The organism is Nonomuraea sp. NPDC005501 (genome assembly GCF_040605905.1).
Lineage (GTDB): Bacteria > Actinomycetota > Actinomycetes > Streptosporangiales > Streptosporangiaceae > Nonomuraea.
In genome coordinates this window covers 180354-201097 of the sequence record NZ_JBEXDT010000002.1, presented here as the reverse complement: position 1 = coordinate 201097, position 20744 = coordinate 180354, and the positions used below count along the sequence as shown (strand labels likewise).

Sequence of the window (20744 nt, the reverse complement as noted above, 5' to 3'; positions counted from 1 at the left end):
ACCGGGCCGCGGGACGCCGGATCGCCGAGGCGCTGGCGGTCCCGCTGCGGCTGCTCACACACCAATCGGCGTGTTGACCTCGGTCTCCGCCGGGGCCCTGGCCAGCGCGGCGCCGAGGCGCGAGGCGCCGGCGACGTAGGTGTTGATCGCACCGAACGTGAGCAGCACCGCCACCCCGCCGACGACCGGCCGGGCCGCGGCGCCGACGCCGGTCTCCAGGAGCGCGGCCAGCGGCACCGGGGTCTCGGCCGCGTCCCGGCCGAGCACGCCGACCGTGGTGAAGGCCACGCCCAGGTACAGGACCGAGACGACGGCCAGCGTGGTCACGGTCGCCCTGGTCAGCCCGCGGCCGTCGGCGAACTCGGCCGACAGGTGGCTCGCCGCCTCCCAGCCGACGAAGGCGAACAGCAGCACCCCGGCCGCGTCCGCGACGCCCGCCACGCCGTACGGGGCGAATGGCGTGAAGCGGGCGGCCTCGGCGTGCGGCGCGGCCGTGACCACGGCGACGGCCAGCACCGTCACCAGGGCCAGCACCATGCCGAGCTGCAACCGTCCGGAGGTGCGCAGCCCCGCGGCGTTGGAGGCGAACGCCAGCAGGAGCAGTCCCCCGGCCACCACCCAGGTCCCGGTCCGGGAGCCCGCGCCGACGGCGGCGGCCACGTACTCGCCGCCCACCAGCGCCCCGGCCAGCGTGCCCACGGGGACGGCCCCGTAGAACCACCAGCCCACGACGGCCGAGGCGCGCCGGCCGAACGCCAGCCCGGCGAAGCTGGCCACTCCGCCGCCGTCGGGATAGCGGGCGCCGAGCGCGGCGAAGGTGAGCGCCACCGGCACGCTGAGCAGCAGCAGCGCGGTCCACGCCAGCACCGAGGCGGGCCCGGCCGCCGCGGCCGCCAGGTGCGGGAGCACCAGCATCCCCGGCCCGAGCACCGCGCCCACCAGCAGCGCCGTCCCCTGTACGGCGCCCAGCCGCCCCGTCTTCTGTCCCGTCGTACCGCTCATGACCCGAAAAACTAGTCATTCGAGCGCCTTGTCGGGGTTCACACCGAACGGACGGCCGGAAGCGGTGTCAGACTGCCGTCATGGACGAACTTGATTCGGCGATCGTGCGGCTTCTCCAAACAGATGCGCGCCAGTCCAACCGGGAGCTGGCCCGCAAGCTGGGCGTGGCGGCCTCCACCTGCCTGGAGCGGGTGCGCTCGCTCACCCGCCGGGGCGTGATCCGCGGCTACCACGCCGACATCGCCCCGGCGGCGCTCAACCGGTCGGTCCAGGCGATGGTCTCGGTGCAGGTACGGCCGCTGAGCCGGGCGGTCATCGACGCGTTCAAGCAGTCGGCGGCGGAGCTGCCCGAGGTGCTCAGCGTGTTCGTGCTGGCGGGCGGGGACGACTTCCTGCTGCACGTGGCGGTGCAGGACCTCGACCACCTGCACGCGTTCCTGCTGGACCGGCTGAGCAAGCGGCGCGAGATCGCCGGCTTCCGCACCTCGGTCATCTTCCAGCAGGTCCACGACACCGCGCCGACCCGCCTCCCCGACCCGCAGGACTAACCGGGGAACCGCAGGTAGGTCACCGGCACGGCGTCCACCAGCCACACCCCGTTGGAGCTGACCCTGAACGCGTGCCCGTCCTCGTGCATCGCCCCGGCGTCCACCGCCAGCACGACCGGCCGCCCCCGGCGCGCCCCGACCCTGGTGGCAGTCTCACGGTCAGCCGAAAGGTGCACGTGGTGGCGTCCCATCGGCCGCAGCCCCTCGGCCCGTATCGGGGCCAGGCTCCGGGTTACGGTGCCGTGGTAGAGGTACGGCGGCGGCACGGCCACCGGCAGGTCGAGGTCGACCGGCACCGAATGACCCTGGTTGGCGCGGATCCGGCCGTCGCGCAGCGCGAACCGCTGCTTGTCGTTGCCGGCCACGACCAGCTCCAGTTCCGCCCGCGTGATGGCGAACCCGTGCGCGGCGGCGGCCGCCAGCAGCGTGTCCACCACGACCCAGCCGTGCGGGTCGAGCTCGACGCCGATGCGGCCGGGATCATGCCGCAGGTGCCTGGACAGGTACTTCGAGACGCGCACCATGCGCCGATCGTCCATATCGCGGGAGGATAGCGGGCGAATAATCAGTTGCGCCCGTTCCGCGGTGCCCTCTACCGTCTAGGACATGCGCCTTTACTCGTGATTCGGCGGGGCCGACCTCGATCGGCCCGGCCCTCCGGCAGCCCATCAGCCGTGCGGTGACCATGCCCGCCGGCGAGTCCGTTTCAGACGCGGCAGCTGCTTGCCGACCGGCTTTCCAGGCCGCGTCGCGAGTCACGTGAAGGAGCTTCGTATGCGAGTACGTGCAGGCAACAAGCGAAACAAGAAGGCCCCGGGTCTTCCGGGAACCCCGGCGTCGCCGGTCCCGCGGCGGATGCCCAAGCTGCCGCCGCGGACGATCGCCCCGCCTCGGCGCATCCCGCCCAAGGGGCGCTAGACCACTACCGGGATGGTGGTGAGTGCGGCGCGCGGCCCGTACGCCATGGGCCCCCGCACACCACCGCGGCGCCCCGGCCTCCACGTGGGGCCGGGGCGCCGCGCTGGACCGCCTCGTGCATCAGTCGTTCATCAGAGACGCTCGATGATGGTGACGTTGGCCTGGCCGCCGCCCTCGCACATCGTCTGCAGGCCGTACCTGCCGCCCGTGCGCTCCAGCTCGTGCAGCAGCTTGGTCATGAGGACGGCGCCCGTGGCGCCCAGCGGGTGGCCGAGGGCGATGGCGCCGCCGTTGGGGTTGACCCGGGCCGGGTCGGCGCCCAGCTCCTTGATCCAGGCCAGCGGCACCGGCGCGAACGCCTCGTTGATCTCCACCACGTCGATGTCGTCGATCGACAGGCCGGCCTTGTCCAGTGCCTTCCGGGTGGCGGGGATCGGCGCGGTCAGCATGTAGACCGGGTCGTCGCCCATGAGGGCGAGCTGGTGGATCCGGGCGCGCGGCGTCAGGCCGTGCTCGCGTACGGCCTGCTCGGAGGCGATGAGCACGGCGCCCGACCCGTCGGAGATCTGCGACGACGTGGCCGCGGTGATCCGGCCGTCGTCCTTCAGCGTCTTCAGGGAGGCCATCTTCTCCAGCGACGTGTCGGGCCGGGGGCCCTCGTCGTCCTCGACGCCGCCGACGGGCGCGATCTGGTCGCGGAAGTAGCCGTTGGCGACGGCCTTGGCCGCCCGCTGGTGCGACTCGAACGCGAACCGCTCCAGCTCCTCGCGGGTGAGGCCCCACTTCTGGCACATCAGCTCCGCGCCGCGGAACTGCGAGATCTCCTGCTTGCCGTACCGCTCGACCCACTTGTCGCCGAACGGGAACGGCATGCCCTTCTCCAGCGCGGCGGTGATCGACGAGCCCATCGGCACGATGCTCATCGACTCGACGCCGGCCGCCACCACCAGGTCCTGGGTGCCGGACAGCACGCCCTGCGCGGCGAAGTGGATCGCCTGCTGCGAGGAGCCGCACTGCCGGTCGATCGTGACGCCGGCGGTGGTCTCGGGGAGCCCCGCCGACAGCCACGCGTTGCGCGCGATGTCCATGCTCTGCGGCCCGAACTGCATCACACAGCCCATGATCACGTCCTCGACCGCCACGGGGTCGACGCCCGTGCGGTCGATCAGCGCCTTGAGCGTGTGCGCGGCCAGGTCAGTGGGGTGGACGGTGGACAGGCCGCCCTTCTTCTTGCCGACCGGGGTGCGGACCGCCCCGACGATGTACGCCTCTGCCACAGTGCCTCCTGAAACCGAGCATTATTCGGTTATAGGGAGAGACTACAACAGAACGATCCTCTACGCCGTTCCCGGCTCTACGCCCTTCCCGGGCGGGGGCAGCAGATCCGCCGCCGCGTCCACCCGGAACCGCCACCGGTCCACCACCAGGCCGTTCAGCGCCTCGGCCAGCCGCAGTGCCAGCACGCCCAGCCGCTCGCCGTCCTCGCCGCGCAGCTCGATCGCCGTCAGGTCCGAGGCGAACGGCAGCAGCTCCTGCACGGCCGGCGGCCGGCCCTTCTGCGGCACCACCAGGACCCGCACCCCGTCGCCGCTGTGGACGAACTCCTCCTCCTGCTCGACCTCGCCCAGCTCGGCCTCCAGCCGGGGCAGCAGCTCGTCGTCCGCCGGCCGTACGGGGACGATCACGGCGGGGCCTCCGCCCTCCTCGTCGGCGGGGTCGCTCACCTCGCCCCTGCACACCGCGAGCCCGCCCAGCCGGAACGCCAGGCCCTCGGCGAGGTAGCGGTCGAAGAAGTCGAAGGGCAGCGGCCCCTCGGCCGACACCCGCACCGCCCAGACCTGCTCCAGCATGCCGCCCACCAGGTCGGGCTCGGCCTCCACCGGCGCGTGGACCCGGACGTCGGCCGCGACGACGTCCTCACCGTCCTCGCGGGCGTCGGGATCGGCCAGTCGTACCAGGCGCAGGAGCTCGCCCTTGGCCGGCTTGGCGGGCAACGCCGCCGTGGGGCCAGTACGCAGTCTCCGCTTCGCCATCCAGCCCATGCTCGCCTCCGCGATCAGCTTCGATAGGAGCTCGTCATCGTCGCGTAGACGATGATGTTATCGGTGTAGTGACCGATCGTGCGGTTGTACGAGCCACCGCAGGTGATGAGGTGAAGCTGCGCGTTGGCCCGGCTGCCGTAGACGCGCTCGGTGGGGAACGTCTTCTTGCTGGCCTGCTCGATGCCGCCGACCGTGAAGACCGCCGTGACGCCGTCCTGGCGCTTGACCTCGATGGTGTCGCCGTTGCGCAGCTCGTGCAGGCGGCTGAAGACGGCGCTTCGGGTACGGGTGTCCTTGTGGCCCAGCATGACCGCGGCGCCGGCCTCGCCCGGGGTGGCCATCTCGCGGTACCAGCCCACGAGGTTCGGGTTGTCGGCCGGCGGGACCTGGATCGTGCCGTCCTTGGCCAGGCCGATCGACTTGATCGGGGCGTTCACGCCGAGCTTCTTGATCACCACGCGGAGCGGGGTGGAAGGCTGCATCGGCGGCGCCGGGTCGGGCAGCGGCAGGGGCGGCGGCACGGTCGGGGCCGCGTTGAACAGCGCCTGCGCCGGCTGCCCCGTGGCCTTGCCGTCCGGCTGGGCGTCCAGGGCGAGCTGGTCGCGCTGCGCGGCCAGGCCGTACTCCTCGGGCGAGTTGAAGACGATCAGCATGCCGGCCACCACCGTGATCACCCCGGCGATGGCGGCCAGGATCAGGACGGTCCGCAGGGCCCTGCCGCCCGGGTCCTGGGGCGGCTCGCCGTAGGGGTAGTGCGGTGCCATGGCGCCGTCAGCCCCGGGTCGCGCCGCGACGGCGCATCGCCAGCCCACCGGCACCGGCGGCCAGGATCAGCGCGGATCCCACCAGCACGAACATCCGCCCGTCGGGGCCCATCTCCCCACCGCTACCGGTGTTGGCACCGGCCTTGGGCGTCTTGGAGGACCGCTTCGTGGGGGTTTCGACCACGGTGACGTAGCTGGTCTTGGTCTGCTTGGGGGTGGCGGTCGTCTTGGTGGGCGTGGGGGTGGGGGTGGGCGGCGTGGTGGTGGGGGTGGAGGTTGTGCTGGGTGTGGAGCTGGTGGACGGCGTTCCGGTGCCGACGACGAGGTTGACCGAGGGCCCACCGGATGCGCCGGGGACGCACTCGTACCAGGCCACCCCGTTCACCTTGAGGGAGAAGCCGCCGCCCTTCAACGCGACTGTCCCCGTGGCGGTCGGACGCACCAGGAAGGTCATGGTCGGCAGGGGCATGGGCGAGTTCGGCGACACGGTCATGTAGGGGCTGGCTGTCGCCCCCCCGGTCACCGCCGTGCTGGGCACCGGGCTCCCGCTGGGGGTCACCGTGCCCTCAGCCACGACGGCGCTCGACGGCGTGATCGCGGCGGTCGCCAGGAGCTGGCTCGGAGTGGCGGTGGGCTGGCGGATCTCCCACGTAACAGTGACAGTCGCGCTGGGGCTGGGCTGCACAGCGGGTGTCTTCAGCTCCATTTGGAATGGCACGTTGGAGGCGACGCCGCCCGGCTGGGCCGTGCAGCTGTAGACCACGTCGACGGGGGTCGCCAGGGCGGCCACGGCGGGGATGACACCGAAGATACCTGCACCTGCTGCGGCTAAGGCGGATGTCTTGAGGGCGAGGCGGCGCCGCGCCTTGGACGTCAGCACTGTCCTTCTCCGTTTCGGCACAGGTTCAACAGGCGTACCAGATTGGCAGCCATTGGTCACGGTTAGGTTGAGATCTTACGAACACTCCCTGTAAATCTCCTGTAAACCGAGAAACCCGTGCAAGTCGGGCACTAGCCCTTCTTCTTGGACAGGGTGGCGTAAACGATGATGTTGTCCGTGTAGGAGTGTGCCGTCTTGTTGAAGACGCCCCCACACGTGATCAGCCTGAGCTGCGCGTTCGCCGTGTTGCCGTACACCCGGCTGGTCGGGAACGAGTTCTTGCCGACCTGCTCGATCCCGCTGACCGTGAACTTGGTCACCTTCTTGTCCGAGCGGTACACGTAGATCGCGTCACCCTTGGCCAGCTCCCGCAGGCGGTAGAACACGGCGGCGCCCTTGCGGGTGCTCACGTGGCCGTTGATCACCGAGGGGCCCAGCTCGCCGGGCACGGGCGAGAAGCGGTACCAGCCCGTCTGGTTGGGCTTGGTCAGCGGCGGCGTGGTCAGGTTGCCCTTGAGGTCCACCGTGACGGACCCGACCAACGCGTTCACCTTGATCTTGGGGATCTTGATCCGGGTCGGCGCGGGCTTCTTCTTGGCCGTGGTCTTGGCGGGCGGGATCGGCGCCACGACCGGGGCCGCCGCCAGGGGCGGCGGGGCGTCGGGGCGGGCCGGGGTCAGCGGGACGTTCTTGCCGCCCGGGCCGACCGTCGGCGACAGCACGAACGCGCCCGCCGCGTTCTGGATCTCCACGGTGCTCGGCCCGGCCTGCGCCACCGTTCCCGCAACGGGGCCGGACCCGTCGTCCGCGGCCGGGATCAGCGAGAGCAGCCCGACCATGATGGCGCCCACCCCGCCCAGCGAGCCGGCGACCAGCAGCGCCGGCATGGCCCTGTTCAGCGCCGCCCGACGCGCCTGCTTCCGCTCATCCGCCGGCGCCTGCGGCAGCGCGGTCGGCTGGGGGTTCGGCTGCTCGTCCGGCTGGGCGTTCGTGTGCTCGGTCATCAGCGCTCTCCTCCGGCGTGCGCGGCCTGCCGTCTGCGCAGCAGCAGCCCGCCCGTGGCACTTCCCATCAGCAGCAGCGAACCGCCGGCGATCAGCCCGTACGAGGAGCTCGCGGGCTCCGGCGCCTCACCCGTGTCCACACCGCCCTTGGGCGTCTTGGCGACCTGGGCCTTCACGTACTTGGTGGTGGTCGGCTTGGGCGACCTGGTCGGCGTCACCGTCGCCGTGGCTGTGGCCGTCCTGACACCTCCGGTGACCACGCTGACGTGGCTCGGGCCGGGGGTGTGCGAGTAGGGCGAGCTGTTCGTCGGGTCCGGCGTGCCGGGCGTGGTCGGGGTGCGGGTGGGCGTTTGCGACGTCGAGGGGGAAGTGCTCGGGCTGTTCGACTGCGTCGGGGTGGCGCCCGGCACGTTCACCTCGATGGCCCCCGGGTCGCCCTGGAGGGTGCAGGTGGCCTCGTTGTGCGAGGGCGGCTCGGTGATCTCACCGGTGGTCACCCGGAACGCGTCCACGTGCGCGGTCTTCGCCTCGACGTTGAGGACCTCGATCGTGTGCGGCCCGTACTCCAGCTCCGGCGACTCCCAGAGGACTTCCTTGGACCTGGTCCCGGTCATCGGCACGCCGTTGCGGTCCTTGTCGGGCTCGACGACCGGATCGGTCACCGTGTTGCCGTCCAGGAGGATGCGCACGGGACCGAGGCCCGGCTCGCGCCTGCCGATGTAGGCCACCTTGGTGCCCTTGAACTCCAGCTTGGCGATGCCGTCCTTCTGGGTGGTCGTGTGGAGGTCGTAGATGTGGTCGGCGTACTCCTCCGAAGTCTGGTGGTGGTACCAGTCGGACGAGTATGTGACCAGCTTGTTGTCGTTGACCGTGACCTCGCCCTTGGCGGGCTTGAACCGCACGACCAGCCCGGCCGGCTTGACCCGGATGGTGCCGGAGCGCTGCACGGAGCCCGCGTCGGACAGGCCCGACGGCAGCTTCAGGAAGTCGCCCGGCACGAGCTCCGCCTGGTCCTGGGAGCCCTTCGGCCGGAGCTGGCCGTCCCAGGCGCCGGTGATGTCCACGGTGCCTTCCAGGTTCAGCGTGGAGCCCTTCGGGAAGAAGCCGGGCGAGCCGAACTGCTTGCCGCCCAGATACTTGATCGACCAGCCGACGTCGAGCATGCCGGCGGAGGTGAGCCTGGGCGTGACGAGCGCCTCCAGCTGCACGCCGCCCGAGCTGCCGGCGACGCCTCCCGTGCAGAAGTACTTGGCGACCAGAGACGTCTCTGCCTGTCCTGGCTGGGATGCCACCACGAAGGCGGCGGACGCGGCCATGCCGACCGTTGCGGCGATCAACGCCTTGCGCCACCGATTCACCGGACACTCCGCTCACACATAGACCGAAGGTAGATCTTAAGGTCGATACCACTTTCAATCAGGCGATGTTCGGCACTTGTGATGAAGCCGTGTCCACGCCCCGAAACCGGCGCCCGACCGGGTATACCTCGAGGTAACAGAATCGTATTCTGGCGTCCGTTCACGCCTGCCTGGAGGAGACCGATGGAGCGAGACCTCTTCGAGGAGGAGCACCTGCTCTTCCGCGAGACCGTGCGCGAGTTCATGGCCCGCGAGGTGGTCCCCCACCACGGCCGCTGGGAGAAGGACGGCATCGTCCCGCGCGAGGTCTGGAAGAAGGCCGGCGAGCTCGGGATGTTCGGCTTCTCGGTCCCCGAGGAGTACGGCGGCGCGGGCGTCACCGACTTCCGGTTCAACACGGTGATCGTCGAGGAGATCATGCGCCACGGCGCCACGGGCCTCGGGTTCTCCCTGCACAACGACGTCATGGCCCCGTACCTGGTGGAGCTGACCGACGACGCGCAGAAGCAGCGGTGGCTGCCGGGCTTCGCGAGCGGCGAGCTGATCACCGCCATCGCGATGACCGAGCCAGGCGCGGGCAGCGACCTGCAGGGCGTGCGCGCCACCGCCGTCCGCGAGGGCGACCACTACGTGCTCAACGGGCAGAAGACGTTCATCACCAACGGCGTCAACGCCGATCTCGTCGTGGTCGTGGCCAAGACCGACCCCGAGGCCGGCGCGCGGGGCATCACGCTGCTCGTGGTGGAGCGCGGCATGGAGGGGTTCGGCCGGGGCCGCAACCTCGACAAGATCGGGATGAAGGCGCAGGACACGGCCGAGCTGTTCTTCGAGAACGTCCGCGTGCCCGTGGCCAACCGGCTCGGCCCGGACGACGGCCAGGGGTTCTTCCAGCTCATGCGCAACCTGCCCCAGGAGCGCATGTCGATCGCGGTGGCGGCGGTCGCCGCGGCGGAGGCCGTGCTGGAGCAGACCGTGGAGTACTGCCGGGGCCGGCAGGCGTTCGGCCGGAGCATCGGGTCGTTCCAGAACACCCGGTTCGTCCTGGCGGAGCTCGCCACCGAGACCGAGATCGCCCGCCACTACGTCGACAAGTGCGTGCTCGCGCTCAACGCCGGGCGGCTGACGGCGGTGGACGCGGCCAAGGCCAAGTGGTGGACCACCGAGCTGCAGAACAAGGTCATCGACCGCTGCCTCCAGCTCCACGGCGGCTACGGCTACATGATGGAGTACCCCGTGGCCAAGGCATGGGCGGACAGCCGGGTGCAGACCATCTACGGCGGCACCACCGAGATCATGAAGGAGATCATCGGCCGGTCGTTCGGGTTCTAGAGAGACGCGGTCGTCCAGCGCACGCCGGGCCTCGCGGCGGCGCATACTGGCAACCATGGACAGCGGCCTGATCCTCCTGGTGTTCCTCGCGTTGCTGTTCGCCTGGGCCCTGAACCGCGTGCGGCGCGCGCTGCGCCTGGGCGCCGTCGGCTACGCCGGCATCATGATCGTATTCGTGATCGTCATGCTGCTCCTGTGGGGCCAGACCTTCCGCTAGCCCGACCGCACCGCCCTAGCCGCCGCTGCCCTCCAGCAGGACCCGTGCCACCAGCTCCGGGTCGTCGCTCATCGGCACGTGGCCGCACCCGAGCAGCAGCTTGACCCGCTGCCCCGACCACCGGGCCGCGCGCACGGCCTGGCGGCGCGGCAGCAGCCGGTCGTGCTCGCCCCAGGCGATCGTGATCGGCGCCTTGGGCGGCGCGGGCGGCATCATCCCGGCGAACGACTCCAGCGTCTCCTCGAACCCCGGCGCCGCGACCAGCGCCTGCGAGGCGGCGACCAGCGCCTCCGGCGAGAGCCTGGACGGGTGGGCGACCAGCAGGCCGGCGCTCACCGCCCGGCCCGCCGGGGTGGAGGCGGCCCGGACGGCCTGCTCCGGCGGCATCGCGGCGGCCGCGGCCCGCATGGCGCGCAGCGCCGTCCGGCCGTACAGGAGCTCCGAGCGCGACCAGAAGCCGGCCGGCGACAGCGCGGTGGCGGTGCGGACCACGCCGCGCGAGGCCAGCTCCAGCGCGATGTAGCCGCCCAGCGAGTTGCCCGCCACGTGCGGCTCCCGCACCCCGAGCAGGTCGCAGAACGCCTCGACCGCGTCGGCCAGCGACTCCGCGGTGTACGGCGTACCGGCGGGCAGCGGTGGCGAGACCCCGAACCCGGGCAGGTCGAGCGCGATCACGGTGCGCGAGGCGGCCAGCCGGTCGATCACCGGCAGCCATGCCTGCCAGTGGTGGCCGATGCCGTGGACGAGGATCAGCGGCGCGCCGGTGCCACGCCGCTCGAAGGCCAGCTCCATGCCGACGAGTGAACCACTCAGCGGCTACGGGTGGGAATCTCGAACCAGACGGCTTTGCCTTCCCTGGTGGGTCGCGAGCCCCAACGCCGGGCCAACTGGTCCACCAGGTACAGGCCGCGGCCGCCCTCGTCGTTCTCCCCCGCGCTGCGGATGCGCGGCAGCCGCAGGTCCTGGTCGAACACCTCGACCCAGACGGCCTCGTCGCCCCGCCGCAGCCGCAGCGTGAACTCCTTCTCGCCCACGACCTCGTCCTCGAAGCCCGGCACGTCCCACGACTCGTCGAACGGCAGCGGCCCGTCCACGGTCAGCTCGCGGCGCGGCACGGTGGCGGTCGCCGCGTGCAGCACCACGTTGGTGACGACCTCCGACACGAGCAGGCAGGCCAGCTCGGCCCGCTCCTCCGGTACGTTCCACGCGTCGAAGGCCTCTGACGCCATGCGGCGCGCCTCGCCCACCATGATCGGCTGGGCGGGGAAGGTGCGTTCCTCCACGTCGAGGTCGGCCTGGCTGGAGCGGACCACGAGGATCGCCATGTCGTCGTCGATCTCGCCGGGCACGGCCACCGTGGCGGCGTCGGCCACCCGTTCCACCTCGGCGTCGGCGTACTTGGCGAGCTTCTCGCGCAGCACGCCCAGCGTCTCCTCGTCGCTCGCCATCTGACCGTCGCGGTTGGGGCGCCGGTCCACCAGGCCGTCGGTGTAGAGCAGCAGGGCGGCGCCGGGCGGCAGCACGCGGGTCTGCTCCTTGTAGACGAGGTCGGCGTGCAGGCCCTTGGCGCGCACGCCCAGCGGCTGGCCGACGTCCTCGATGTCCATCTCGACGCACTCGCCGTCGACCAGCAGCAGCGGCGGCGCGTGGCCGGCGTTGGCGAACGACAACGTGCGCGACCAGGCGTCGTAGACGAGGTACTGGCAGGTCACGATGGGCGGGACGCTGATGTCGGCGCCGTTGTCGTCCTTCTCGGGAGTGGCGATGATGCGCGTCCACTCGTCGAGCCGGGCGAGGATGTCGGCGGGCGACTTGTCGTCCTGGGCGAAGGCCCGCAGCGCGGCGCGGAGCTGCCCCATGATCGCCGCGGCGCGGGCGCCCCGGCCCTCGACGTCGCCGATGACGATGCCGACCCGGCCGGCCGACAGCGGGATCACGTCGTACCAGTCGCCGCCGACCTGGGTCTGGATGCCCTGGCCGTGGGAGGCGAGCGGCGCCGCCGGGTAGTAGCGCACCGCGATCTGCAGCCCGTCGAGCTGCGGCAGCGCTCTCGGCAGCAGGTGCTTCTGGAACGACTCGGCGGTGTGGCGCTCCTCCTCGAACAGCAGCGCGTTGTCGATGGCGAGCGCGACCCGGGTGGCGATGGCGCCGACGAAGTCACGGTCGAACGCGTCGTAGTGGGGGCTGCGCCGGTCGGTCAGGTTGGACAGGCCGAGGTACATCTGGCCGAGGGTCTCGCCGCGCACGCACAGCGGCGCCACGATCGCGGAGGTCATGCCGACCTCGCCGCAGAGCTTGGCGCTGTTCTCGCTCGGGCTGGGGAAGCTGTTGACCGCGAAGTCCTCGACGAGGATCGTCTCCTGGCGGCGCATCGCGACGTCGGCGTAGTGGCCGGGAGGGTAGCGGATCTCCGCGCCGACCGGCTTCCAGGTGCCGGGCGGCGGGGTCCAGCCCTGCACGTGCTGCGACACCCGGCGCACCAGGCGGTCGCCCTCCATCAGCTCGATGAAGCAGTGGTCGGCGAACTGCGGGACGAGCATCTCGGCGACCCGCTTGAGCGTCTCCTCGACGTACAGGGAGCCGGCGAGCCGCTCGCCGATGCGCTCCAGCAGGCCGAAGCGGTCCTTCTCGCGCTCGTTGCTGCGCAGCGCCTCGCGGGCGGTGATCACGATGCCGGTCACCGAGCCGGCGGGATGACGCAGCGGCACGGCCTGGGCGCGCACGTAGACGATCGTGCCGTCGCCGCGCCGGACGTCGAACGTGCCCTCCCAGACGCCGCCCTTGAGCACGTGCTTGGCCAGCTCGACCGCGAGCGGGTGGTCCTTCTCCAGGATGCCGAGGGACAGCACCGACGTGTCACCGGCCACGGACTTGCCGGGCCGGCCGAACAGCTTCTCCGCGAACGGGTTCCAGTACAGGAGGTTGCTGAAGCGGTCGGTCACCACGACCGCCATCTCGGCGTGGTCCAGGACGGACTCCGCGGCGAGCTGGTCGGCCGCGTCCTCGGAGAGATCCCCCCAGCGCTTCATCCGGAGACCACTCCTCGGGGAGGCATGTGCGCAAAGCGAACCACGGGCGCTCCTGCAACAGTCTTGACCGGAGGGGAGTGGAGGGCCTCCCTCGAGGGATTCAACCAAGCAGCAGCGCGCGCGTCAGCGCCTGGAGACGAAGACGTGCGCGGCAACGTCGCGCGGTAGCTCCGCGGGAATGTCGTTCGCGTCACCGTCACCTGTCACCCGTACACCGTCGTCGCTCGCCGCGAGCGTGACCTCGCGTCCGGGTTGTATCCCAACTTGCTTGAGTTTAAGCATCACGGCGGGATCGCTTTGCACTTGTTCGCTAATTCGCCGCACGACCACGGGTATGTCCCTCGGTCCGGCCAGGGCCGACATCGAGGTCAAGACGGACACAGTCGTGTCGGCCGGCTCCTGGGCTCCCAGCTCGCCCAGCCCCGGGATGGGGTTGCCGTGCGGGCAGGTCGTGGGGTTGTGCAGCAGCGTCACCAGGCGGGCCTCGACGGACTCCGACATCACGTGCTCCCAGCGGCACGCCTCGATGTGCACCTCTTCCCACGGCAGACCGATCACCTCGGTCAGCAGGCACTCGGCGAGGCGGTGCTTGCGCATCACCCGCGTGGCGAGGGTGCGGCCCAGCTCGGTCATCGACAGGTGCCGGTCGCCCTCCACCCGGACCAGGCCGTCGCGCTCCATGCGGGCCACGGTCTGGCTCACGGTGGGGCCGCTCTGCTGGAGACGCTCGGCGATGCGGGCCCGGAGGGGGACGATGCCCTCCTCTTCGAGCTCGTAAATCGTCCGGAGATACATCTCCGTCGTGTCGATCAGGCCGTGTGCGGTCAAGGCTCCTCCCATCTGGAATGCTACGCCGGTCATGGCAGGGACTGAGCCCGTCCGCCTCGGGCACACAAGTTCAGAGGAAACCTTACTTGCGTACCTCTTCACTTGCGGACAAGGACCGGCGATGGCAAAGGACGGCAACAACGGGGCGGCCCGGTTCCTTCCCGACCACCTCGACCTGGACTCCCTGAGGGAGGCGTCGGCGGGCTGCCAGGGATGCGACCTGTACCGGAACGCCAGCCGGACGGTCTTCGGCGAGGGGCCGGCGCGGGCCAGGTTCATGCTCGTGGGCGAGCAGCCGGGCGACCAGGAGGACCGCAAGGGCGCGCCCTTCGTGGGGCCCGCCGGGCGGATCCTGGACCGGGGGCTGGAGGAGGCGGGCATCGACCGTGACGACGTCTACGTGACGAACGCGGTCAAGCACTTCTCCTTCGTCCAGCGCGGCAAACGGCGCATCCACCAGAAGCCGACGGCCGCCGAGGTGGAGGCATGTCAGCCGTGGCTGACGGCCGAGCTGGCGGTGGTGGAGCCGGACGTGGTCGTGGTGCTGGGCGCCACGGCGGCCCGGTCGCTGCTGGGGGCGGCGTTCCGGGTGACGCGGCAGCGGGGCGAGCCCGTGCCGCTGGGGGACGCGCTGGCCGTCGCGACGATCCACCCGTCGGCGGTGCTGCGCGCCCCGGACCGGGACGCGGCCTACGCGGGCTTCCTGGCCGACCTCAGGGTCGCCGCGGGCACCGTCAAGCGCGCCGCCTGAACCTCCGTACGGCCGCCCGAGCCTCCGTGCGCTCGCCCGAGCCTCCGTACGGCCGCCCGAGCCTCCGTGCGCTCCCAAGCCTCCGTAGGGCCGCCCAAGCCTCCGTACGGCTGCCTAAGCCTCCGTACGGTCGCCGGAGCGGTAGTTCCTGAAGCGGGCGGCCGACAGGCCGACGGCCAGCACGGCGGCGGCGCACGCCAGCCCGCCCCCCACCCAGGCCGCGCCCAGCCCGAACGCGGCGGCCGTGGCGCCGGCCCGCAGCTCGCCCAGCCGCGGCCCGCCGGCCACGACCACGAGGAAGACCCCCTGCATGCGGCCGCGCATCTCGTCCGGCGCGTGGAGCTGGAGGATGGACTGCCGCCACACCGACGACACCACGTCGGCCGCCCCGCCCACGGCCATGAACGCCACGACGGCCCACAACTGGTGGACGAGCCCGGCGGCGGCGACGGACAGCCCCCACACGGCGATGACCGCGACCAGCCCGATCCCCTGCCGGGTGACCCGCCCGACCCAGCCGGAGAACAGCGCACCGGCGGACGAGCCGATCGCCATGGACGCGTTGAGCCAGCCGAGGGCGAGGGGGTCGCCGCCGAACCGCTCGGCCGCCACCTGCGGGAACAGGGCGCGGGGGTACGCGAGCACCATCGCGACGATGTCCACCACGAACGACATGAGCAGCACCTGGCTGCCGAGGATGAACCGCAGCCCCTCGGCGACCGCCCGCGCCCCTGGCCGCCGCACCACGCCCTGCGGCGAGAGCGACGGCAGACGCAGGGCCGCGTACAGGCCGGCGCCGAACAGGACCGCGTCGAGCGCGTAGACGGCCGGATAGCCGGACCAGGCGAGGAGGAGGCCGCTGATCATCGGCCCGGCGATGGCCCCCAGGCTGTGGACGAGGGAGTTGAGTGCGTTGGCCGCCGGTACGAGGTCCGGGGTGAGGATGCGCGGGATGATCGCGCCCCGGGTGGGCGAGCTGATCGCGAAACCGGTGGCGCTCACCGCGACGGCGGCCAGCAGGACGTAGACGTTGCCGAGGCCCAGCAGCGCCTGGAGCAGGATGAACAGGGTGCCCGCCCACGAGATGGCCGAGCCGGCGAGCAGGAGGCGGCGCCGGTCCACCGCGTCGGCGACCGCGCCTCCCCACAGGCCGAAGGCGACCAGCGGGACGAAGTTGGCCATGCCCAGCAGGCCCACCCAGAAGGACGAGTGGGTGAGGACGTAGACCTGCTGGCCGACCGCGACGAGGGTCGCGGCGTTGCCCACGTGCGAGACGGCCTGGCCGACCCAGATCCGCCGGTACGCGGGCACGGCCAGCGGCCGGGTGTCCAGTAAGTGACGTTTTACGAGCTCCCCGATTGCCACGTGACGCACATTAAGGGGCGAGTCTCTCCAGGACCCACCGGGTTCCGGTTCGCCGGTAGCGGAGCCGGTCGTGCATCCGGTCGAGCTGGCCCTGCCAGAACTCCACCTCCAGCGGCACGACCCGGTAGCCGCCCCAGAAGTCGGGCACCGGCGGATCGTCCGGCCAGCGCGCCGCCAGCTCCTCGTAGCGGGCGTCCAGCTCCTCCCGCGAGCGCACCACCGCGCTCTGCCGCGACGCCCACGCCCCGACGCGCGAGCCGTACGGCCGGGAGCGGAAGTAGACCGCCGACTCCTCGTGCGGCAGCCGCACCACCGAGCCCTCCACGCGCACCTGGCGCCGGATGGGGTGCCACGGGAACAGCAGCGAGGCCCTGGCGTTCTCGGCCAGGTCGCGGCCCTTGCGCGACTCGTAGTTGGTGTAGAAGACGAAGCCGCTCTGGTCGTAGCCCTTGAGCAGCACGGTGCGGGCACTGGGCCGGCCGCCGGCCGAGGCCGTGGCCAGCACCATGGCGTTCGGCTCGGGCACGCCGGCCTGCAGCGCGTCCTCGAACCACACGCTGAATTGCGTGATCGGATCGGGAGAGACGTCGGATTCGAGCAGCGGCTCGCCCTCATACGTGCGGCGAAGCCCGGCCAGCGAGGGCGGGCGCGAGGTGGCATCCACGAGACGGTATTCTTGCGCGCCCGGCCGCGGACCCCATACTGAGCCCCCGACCTGGGGCGATGGCGTTTCAACGGGTCCGGAGACCGAGCATGACTCGGCAGGGGGTTAAATTGACCCGCCGGTATCTCGACATCAACAGAGCGGTGGAGCTCGGGGCGAGAGAGCGAGGCAACAATGCCGACGAGTCCCGAAGCGGCCGCAACCGTACACGCAGCATTGCCGGAACATGGCAAGAAAGGGAGGCGGCCAACAATGTCCGACTTCAAACCCGGCCTCGAAGGCGTCGTGGCCTTCGAGACCGAGATCGCGGAACCGGACAAAGAAGGGGGCGCCCTTCGATACCGCGGCGTCGACATCGAGGAGCTGGTCGGCCGTGTCCCCTTCGGGCACGTCTGGGGCCTGCTGGTCGACAACAAGTTCCAGCCGGGCCTGCCCCCGGCGGAGCCGTTCCCCATTCCTGTCCACTCCGGTGACATCCGGGTGGACGTGCAGAGTGCCCTGGCCATGCTGGCCCCGGCCTACGGCTTCAAGCCGCTGCTCGACATCTCGGACGAGGAGGCGCGCGACCAGCTCGCCCGCGCCTCGGTGATGGCCCTGTCCTTCGTGGCGCAGTCGGCGCGGGGCCTCGGCCTGCCGATGGTGCCGCAGAGCCGTGTGGACGAGGCCAAGACCATCGTCGAGCGGTTCATGGTCCGCTGGCGCGGTGAGCCCGACCCCAGGCATGTCAAGGCCATCGACGCCTATTGGACCTCGGCCGCCGAGCACGGCATGAACGCCTCGACGTTCACGGCCCGGGTGATCGCCTCGACCGGCGCCGACGTGGCCGCCGCTCTGTCCGGCGCCGTGGGGGCCATGTCCGGCCCGCTGCACGGCGGCGCCCCGGCCCGCGTGCTGCACATGATCGAGGGCGTCGAGCAGATGGGCGACGCCAAGAAGTACGTGCAGAGCGAGCTGGACAAGGGCCAGCGGCTCATGGGCTTCGGCCACCGCGTCTATCGCGCCGAGGACCCCCGTGCCCGCGTGCTCCGCCGTACCGCCAAGGAGCTCGACGCGCCGCGCTACGAGGTGGCGGCCGCGCTGGAGCAGGCGGCTCTGGAGGAGCTGCACGCCCGCAAGCCCGACCGTGTGCTGGCCACCAACGTGGAGTACTGGGCCGCCGTGGTCCTCGACTTCGCCGAGGTGCCGTCGCACATGTTCACCTCGATGTTCACCTGCGCCCGCACGGCCGGTTGGGCCGCGCACATCCTGGAGCAGAAGCGGACGGGCCGCCTGGTCCGCCCGAGCGCCAACTACATCGGCCCGGCCTCGCGTCCGCTCAGTGACGTGCCCGGGGCCGCCGAGGTCGCCGGCACCATCTGACCCGGCGCCGTTCCGGCCGGCCACGCCGCGCCTCCCGGGTGCACCTCACCTGGGCGGCGCGGCGCAGCCGGCCTCCGCCGCCGTCGGCCTGCACACCCACCGGGCCCTGATCGGCTGCCCCGACTCGACGGACATGAGCCACACCTCGCGCCCCTGCGCGTCGTGGTCCCTGGCGTCGCCGGAGAAGGCCACCGACCCCGTGGCGCCGTCGAAGCGCAGACCCCTCAGGTTGTAGTGCACGCCGTCGCGGATGTCCTCCGCGCCGCTCTGCGTCCGGTACGCGTCGACCGCGATCGCCACCGCCTGCGCCGCGTCGTAGCCGAACGAGGCGTGCGCGAACGAGAACACGAACGACGTGCCCGCCCACTGCCGCAGCGTCTTCTGCCCCTGGTTGAGCGAGGCGTCGCGCACGTCGGTCAGCGACACGAACGACAGGGTCGTGTCGTGCCCGCGCCCGTTGGAGGTGACGTCGTTGGCGATGGCGCCCGTGAGGTCGTCCGAGACGACCAGCCTGACCTTGCGCCGCTCGCACGAGGCGCCCCACGCCCGCTTGAGGCCGCTGAGGAAGTCGGCCCGGCCCGTGTAGTAGACGACCCGCGCCCCGCTCCCGCACGCCTCCTCCATCGCCGCGCCGAGCGAGGCGTCGTCGCCGAAGGAGTGCTCGGACTTCGCCCCGGGATACTCGCGCAGGAACAGGTTCTTCAGGTCCTCGCTGTACAGCTCGCCCGGCTGCCGCTGCCAGACCACAGCCACGTTCGGCTTCGGCGCCATGCCCTCGCCCAGGCCGAGCGTGGCCAGCCACTCCACCGTGGCCTTGGTCTGCAGCTCGTCGACGACCGCGAGCCGGAACAGGTAGGCCGACCGCTGCTGCCCGGCCCCGGCGATCTGGCCGACCGTGCTCACCGTGCTGACCATCGGCAGGTTGGCCCCGGTCAGCACGTTCACGGCCCGCCTGACCTCCTCGCGGCTCCAGGCGAAGCCCACGACGGCCGTCAGCGAGGGGTCGCGCCGGGCACGGTCCTCGATGTCCCTGGCCGCCAGCTCGGCGCTGAGGAAGTCCTGGCCGGTGTTGGCGAAGACGATCCGCATCTTCCAGTCGGACTTGCTCCTGTTGTAGCTGTCCTGGTAGGCGCCGATGCCGGTGAGCTCGCCCGCCACCGCGGCCATCTGGCCGTCCTTGAACGCCGCGCCGGGCTGCGTGGTGAGCGGGCCGAGGTAGGCGACAGTGAAGACCTTGGCGGCGAACGGGATCTGCGAGTTCTGCCGCTCGATGCGGCTCAGCACCGGCTGGACGAGGGGGTGGGGACCCATCTTCTCCAGCGCCCCGAGGCCCACGCACTGGTCGGCCACCCTGGTCAGCTCGGCGCCGCAGCCCGCGGTCGCGACGACGGCCCCGGTGAGGGGCAGCACGATCAGCGCCGCCACGGCCAGCCAGTAGGCCAGCGGGCGCACGGGCAGGAGCCTGCGCGGCTTGTCCTTGGCGGCTCCCCCGCGCGGGCCCGCCTCGATCAGCACGTACGGACTGGGCCGCACCCGGCGCACCAGGTCGCGCCAGCCGTGGTAGAGCTCGACCGCGTCCGCCTCGGGGCCGCGGGGCGGCTCGGCGGGCTGCGCCGCGGGCGGCACCGTCGTCGAGACGACCAGCAGCAGCGGCCCTTTCTGCCCGGTGGCCGTCCTGACGTCGTTCAGCAACTCCATGAACCGGCGGCCGGCCGTGCCCGGGTCGGCGTCGCCGAGCCACATCACCGGGTACGTGTCGCGGCCCCAGCCGGGCCATGGGATGACCCGGCGCTGGTACGCCTGGCGCAGGTCCTCCAGCAGGGCGGCGACCAGCAGCCGCTCGACCTCCTCCGGCGGCGCCTCGCTGACGCGCACCGCGTACTCGATGACGCTCTCGTCCCGCCCGCGCCGTAAGTAGGGGGCCCGGCGGAACCAGCGGTAGAAGATCGGCCCCCGGATCAGCAGCAGGGCGTGGACGAGGCCGCCGACGAGCGCGACGGCGATGCCCGCCCCCCACACCAGCAGGCTGAGGCCGTCCACGAGCTTCTGCAGCCCGTACGCGGCCAGGCCGGAGGCGGGGATCCAGGTGGTCATGGCGCGGCCCACGTAGTCGGCCATGGCCCTGCGCACCCGGCCGGTGCGCGCCCGCTCCCTGCGCCAGTCGATCAGCCACTGCCGGAACACCAGCCGCTTCACCACGGGGTTGGGCGGGGTGCCCGCGCCCGGGACCTCGGCGCCGCGCCGGCTCCAGGCCCACAGGGCGAACAGGGTCAGCGGGAACCGGGGCGGCGGCAGCAGCGTGCCGCGCACCCAGGTGGACAGCATGCCCTGGGCGCCCGCCAGCCGCTCGACGATGGCCGCCACGTCCGGGAAGTCCCCGGCGTGGATCTCCGCGTACGGCACCCGCCGGCCGAACCAGGCCGCGGTGCCGGCGGCCTGCCCGGCCGTCGCCGGATCGCCGGTGAACACCAGGATCGGCAGCCCGCGCTCCTTCGACAGCGGCGACGGCCTCCGCACGGCCTCGTCGATCACCTGGTACACCGGGCTGCTGGGCATGATCGAACCGGCCTCCGGACTCGACTGCTCCCCCGAGATTCACCTGACCAGGCCGAGCGTATGTGATCGTCACGAGCGGCGACCAGCGACGCGCACATCTCACAATCCGGACCCGGGGCAAGTCATCCCG

General features: G+C 71.7%; 19 protein-coding genes. 5 read left to right on the top strand and 14 right to left on the bottom strand.

Annotated features, from left to right (window positions below):
- Positions 1 to 54 precede the first annotated feature (54 nt).
- Entirely contained in the window at positions 55 to 1002 is a 948-nt protein-coding gene (locus tag ABZS51_RS03000) for an amino acid permease (protein WP_355435362.1), read from the bottom strand.
- A gap of 80 nt (positions 1003 to 1082) precedes the next feature.
- Between ABZS51_RS03000 and ABZS51_RS02995 the strand changes: the two genes are divergently transcribed.
- The gene (locus ABZS51_RS02995) at positions 1083 to 1550 is read left to right on the top strand and encodes an Lrp/AsnC family transcriptional regulator (RefSeq protein WP_310706835.1); all 468 of its coding nucleotides are present in this window, start codon (positions 1083 to 1085) and stop codon (positions 1548 to 1550) included.
- On the opposite strand, the gene ABZS51_RS02990 is transcribed toward ABZS51_RS02995, so the two are convergent.
- The 7 genes from ABZS51_RS02990 to ABZS51_RS02960 form a co-directional block, all read right to left on the bottom strand.
- The gene (locus ABZS51_RS02990; protein WP_355435358.1) at positions 1547 to 2089 is read right to left on the bottom strand and encodes an RNA 2'-phosphotransferase; all 543 of its coding nucleotides are present in this window, start codon (positions 2087 to 2089) and stop codon (positions 1547 to 1549) included. The genes ABZS51_RS02995 and ABZS51_RS02990 overlap by 4 nt on opposite strands.
- A gap of 510 nt (positions 2090 to 2599) precedes the next feature.
- A complete protein-coding gene (locus tag ABZS51_RS02985) occupies positions 2600 to 3745 on the bottom strand; it encodes an acetyl-CoA C-acetyltransferase (RefSeq protein WP_355435356.1) in 1146 nt (381 codons plus the stop codon).
- A 60-nt stretch (positions 3746 to 3805) separates the two neighbouring features.
- Positions 3806 to 4501: a hypothetical protein gene (locus ABZS51_RS02980; protein WP_355435353.1), complete on the bottom strand. Its 696-nt coding sequence runs from the start codon at positions 4499 to 4501 to the stop codon at positions 3806 to 3808.
- 23 nt (positions 4502 to 4524) lie between these two features.
- A complete protein-coding gene (locus ABZS51_RS02975; RefSeq protein WP_355435350.1) occupies positions 4525 to 5274 on the bottom strand; it encodes a class F sortase in 750 nt (249 codons plus the stop codon).
- Positions 5275 to 5281: 7 nt separating this feature from the next.
- Complete coding sequence (locus tag ABZS51_RS02970) at positions 5282 to 6064, bottom strand: hypothetical protein (RefSeq protein WP_355435348.1); 783 nt, start codon at positions 6062 to 6064, stop codon at positions 5282 to 5284.
- A 221-nt stretch (positions 6065 to 6285) separates the two neighbouring features.
- On the bottom strand, positions 6286 to 7158 hold the full coding sequence (locus ABZS51_RS02965) for a class F sortase (RefSeq protein WP_355435345.1): 873 nt from the start codon (positions 7156 to 7158) through the stop codon (positions 6286 to 6288).
- Complete coding sequence (locus tag ABZS51_RS02960; protein WP_355435342.1) at positions 7158 to 8516, bottom strand: hypothetical protein; 1359 nt, start codon at positions 8514 to 8516, stop codon at positions 7158 to 7160. The genes ABZS51_RS02965 and ABZS51_RS02960 overlap by 1 nt, the downstream gene beginning before the upstream one ends.
- Positions 8517 to 8699: 183 nt before the next feature.
- On the opposite strand from ABZS51_RS02960, the gene ABZS51_RS02955 reads away from it, so the two are divergent.
- Together ABZS51_RS02955 and ABZS51_RS02950 are read left to right on the top strand one after the other, a co-directional pair.
- Positions 8700 to 9845 carry an acyl-CoA dehydrogenase family protein gene (locus ABZS51_RS02955; RefSeq protein ID WP_310706843.1) on the top strand — a complete coding sequence of 382 codons (1146 nt, stop codon included), beginning with the start codon at positions 8700 to 8702 and terminating at the stop codon, positions 9843 to 9845.
- A 55-nt stretch (positions 9846 to 9900) separates the two neighbouring features.
- On the top strand, positions 9901 to 10062 hold the full coding sequence (locus ABZS51_RS02950) for a hypothetical protein (protein ID WP_355435339.1): 162 nt from the start codon (positions 9901 to 9903) through the stop codon (positions 10060 to 10062).
- A 15-nt stretch (positions 10063 to 10077) separates the two neighbouring features.
- Here ABZS51_RS02950 and ABZS51_RS02945 read toward each other — a convergent pair whose 3' ends face one another.
- The 3 genes from ABZS51_RS02945 to ABZS51_RS02935 all read right to left on the bottom strand — a co-directional run bounded on the left by ABZS51_RS02945 (position 10078) and on the right by ABZS51_RS02935 (position 13919).
- Entirely contained in the window at positions 10078 to 10854 is a 777-nt protein-coding gene (locus ABZS51_RS02945) for an alpha/beta fold hydrolase (protein ID WP_355435336.1), read from the bottom strand.
- Between the two features lie 17 nt (positions 10855 to 10871).
- Positions 10872 to 13091, bottom strand: coding sequence for a SpoIIE family protein phosphatase (locus ABZS51_RS02940; RefSeq protein ID WP_355435334.1), 2220 nt, complete (start codon positions 13089 to 13091; stop codon positions 10872 to 10874).
- A 123-nt stretch (positions 13092 to 13214) separates the two neighbouring features.
- Entirely contained in the window at positions 13215 to 13919 is a 705-nt protein-coding gene (locus tag ABZS51_RS02935) for a metal-dependent transcriptional regulator (protein ID WP_355435331.1), read from the bottom strand.
- Between the two features lie 121 nt (positions 13920 to 14040).
- On the opposite strand from ABZS51_RS02935, the gene ABZS51_RS02930 reads away from it, so the two are divergent.
- Positions 14041 to 14670 (top strand): UdgX family uracil-DNA binding protein, encoded by a 630-nt coding sequence (locus tag ABZS51_RS02930; protein WP_355435328.1) that lies wholly within the window; start codon positions 14041 to 14043, stop codon positions 14668 to 14670.
- A gap of 114 nt (positions 14671 to 14784) precedes the next feature.
- Here ABZS51_RS02930 and ABZS51_RS02925 read toward each other — a convergent pair whose 3' ends face one another.
- On the bottom strand, positions 14785 to 16035 hold the full coding sequence (locus tag ABZS51_RS02925) for an MFS transporter (protein ID WP_355435326.1): 1251 nt from the start codon (positions 16033 to 16035) through the stop codon (positions 14785 to 14787).
- 10 nt (positions 16036 to 16045) lie between these two features.
- A complete protein-coding gene (pdxH, locus tag ABZS51_RS02920; protein WP_310706850.1) occupies positions 16046 to 16699 on the bottom strand; it encodes a pyridoxamine 5'-phosphate oxidase in 654 nt (217 codons plus the stop codon).
- A gap of 252 nt (positions 16700 to 16951) precedes the next feature.
- Between pdxH and ABZS51_RS02915 the strand changes: the two genes are divergently transcribed.
- Positions 16952 to 18058: a citrate synthase 2 gene (locus ABZS51_RS02915; protein WP_310706851.1), complete on the top strand. Its 1107-nt coding sequence runs from the start codon at positions 16952 to 16954 to the stop codon at positions 18056 to 18058.
- Positions 18059 to 18103: 45 nt separating this feature from the next.
- Here the strand turns inward: ABZS51_RS02915 and ABZS51_RS02910 are convergent, their stop codons facing one another.
- On the bottom strand, positions 18104 to 20614 hold the full coding sequence (locus ABZS51_RS02910; protein WP_355435322.1) for a hypothetical protein: 2511 nt from the start codon (positions 20612 to 20614) through the stop codon (positions 18104 to 18106).
- Positions 20615 to 20744: the final 130 nt, after the last annotated feature.

Excerpts from the sequence above, each read along its gene's own strand:
- ABZS51_RS03000 (WP_355435362.1), bottom strand. The coding sequence starts at position 1,002 with ATGAGCGGTACGACGGGACAGAAGACGGGGCGGCTGGGCGCCGTACAG.
- ABZS51_RS02995 (WP_310706835.1), top strand. The coding sequence starts at position 1,083 with ATGGACGAACTTGATTCGGCGATCGTGCGGCTTCTCCAAACAGATGCG.
- ABZS51_RS02990 (WP_355435358.1), bottom strand. The coding sequence starts at position 2,089 with ATGGACGATCGGCGCATGGTGCGCGTCTCGAAGTACCTGTCCAGGCAC.
- ABZS51_RS02980 (WP_355435353.1), bottom strand. The coding sequence starts at position 4,501 with ATGGCGAAGCGGAGACTGCGTACTGGCCCCACGGCGGCGTTGCCCGCC.
- ABZS51_RS02975 (WP_355435350.1), bottom strand. The coding sequence starts at position 5,274 with ATGGCACCGCACTACCCCTACGGCGAGCCGCCCCAGGACCCGGGCGGC.
- ABZS51_RS02965 (WP_355435345.1), bottom strand. The coding sequence starts at position 7,158 with ATGACCGAGCACACGAACGCCCAGCCGGACGAGCAGCCGAACCCCCAG.
- ABZS51_RS02955 (WP_310706843.1), top strand. The coding sequence starts at position 8,700 with ATGGAGCGAGACCTCTTCGAGGAGGAGCACCTGCTCTTCCGCGAGACC.
- ABZS51_RS02950 (WP_355435339.1), top strand. The coding sequence starts at position 9,901 with ATGGACAGCGGCCTGATCCTCCTGGTGTTCCTCGCGTTGCTGTTCGCC.
- ABZS51_RS02945 (WP_355435336.1), bottom strand. The coding sequence starts at position 10,854 with ATGGAGCTGGCCTTCGAGCGGCGTGGCACCGGCGCGCCGCTGATCCTC.
- ABZS51_RS02940 (WP_355435334.1), bottom strand. The coding sequence starts at position 13,091 with ATGAAGCGCTGGGGGGATCTCTCCGAGGACGCGGCCGACCAGCTCGCC.
- ABZS51_RS02930 (WP_355435328.1), top strand. The coding sequence starts at position 14,041 with ATGGCAAAGGACGGCAACAACGGGGCGGCCCGGTTCCTTCCCGACCAC.
- ABZS51_RS02915 (WP_310706851.1), top strand. The coding sequence starts at position 16,952 with ATGTCCGACTTCAAACCCGGCCTCGAAGGCGTCGTGGCCTTCGAGACC.
- ABZS51_RS02910 (WP_355435322.1), bottom strand. The coding sequence starts at position 20,614 with ATGCCCAGCAGCCCGGTGTACCAGGTGATCGACGAGGCCGTGCGGAGG.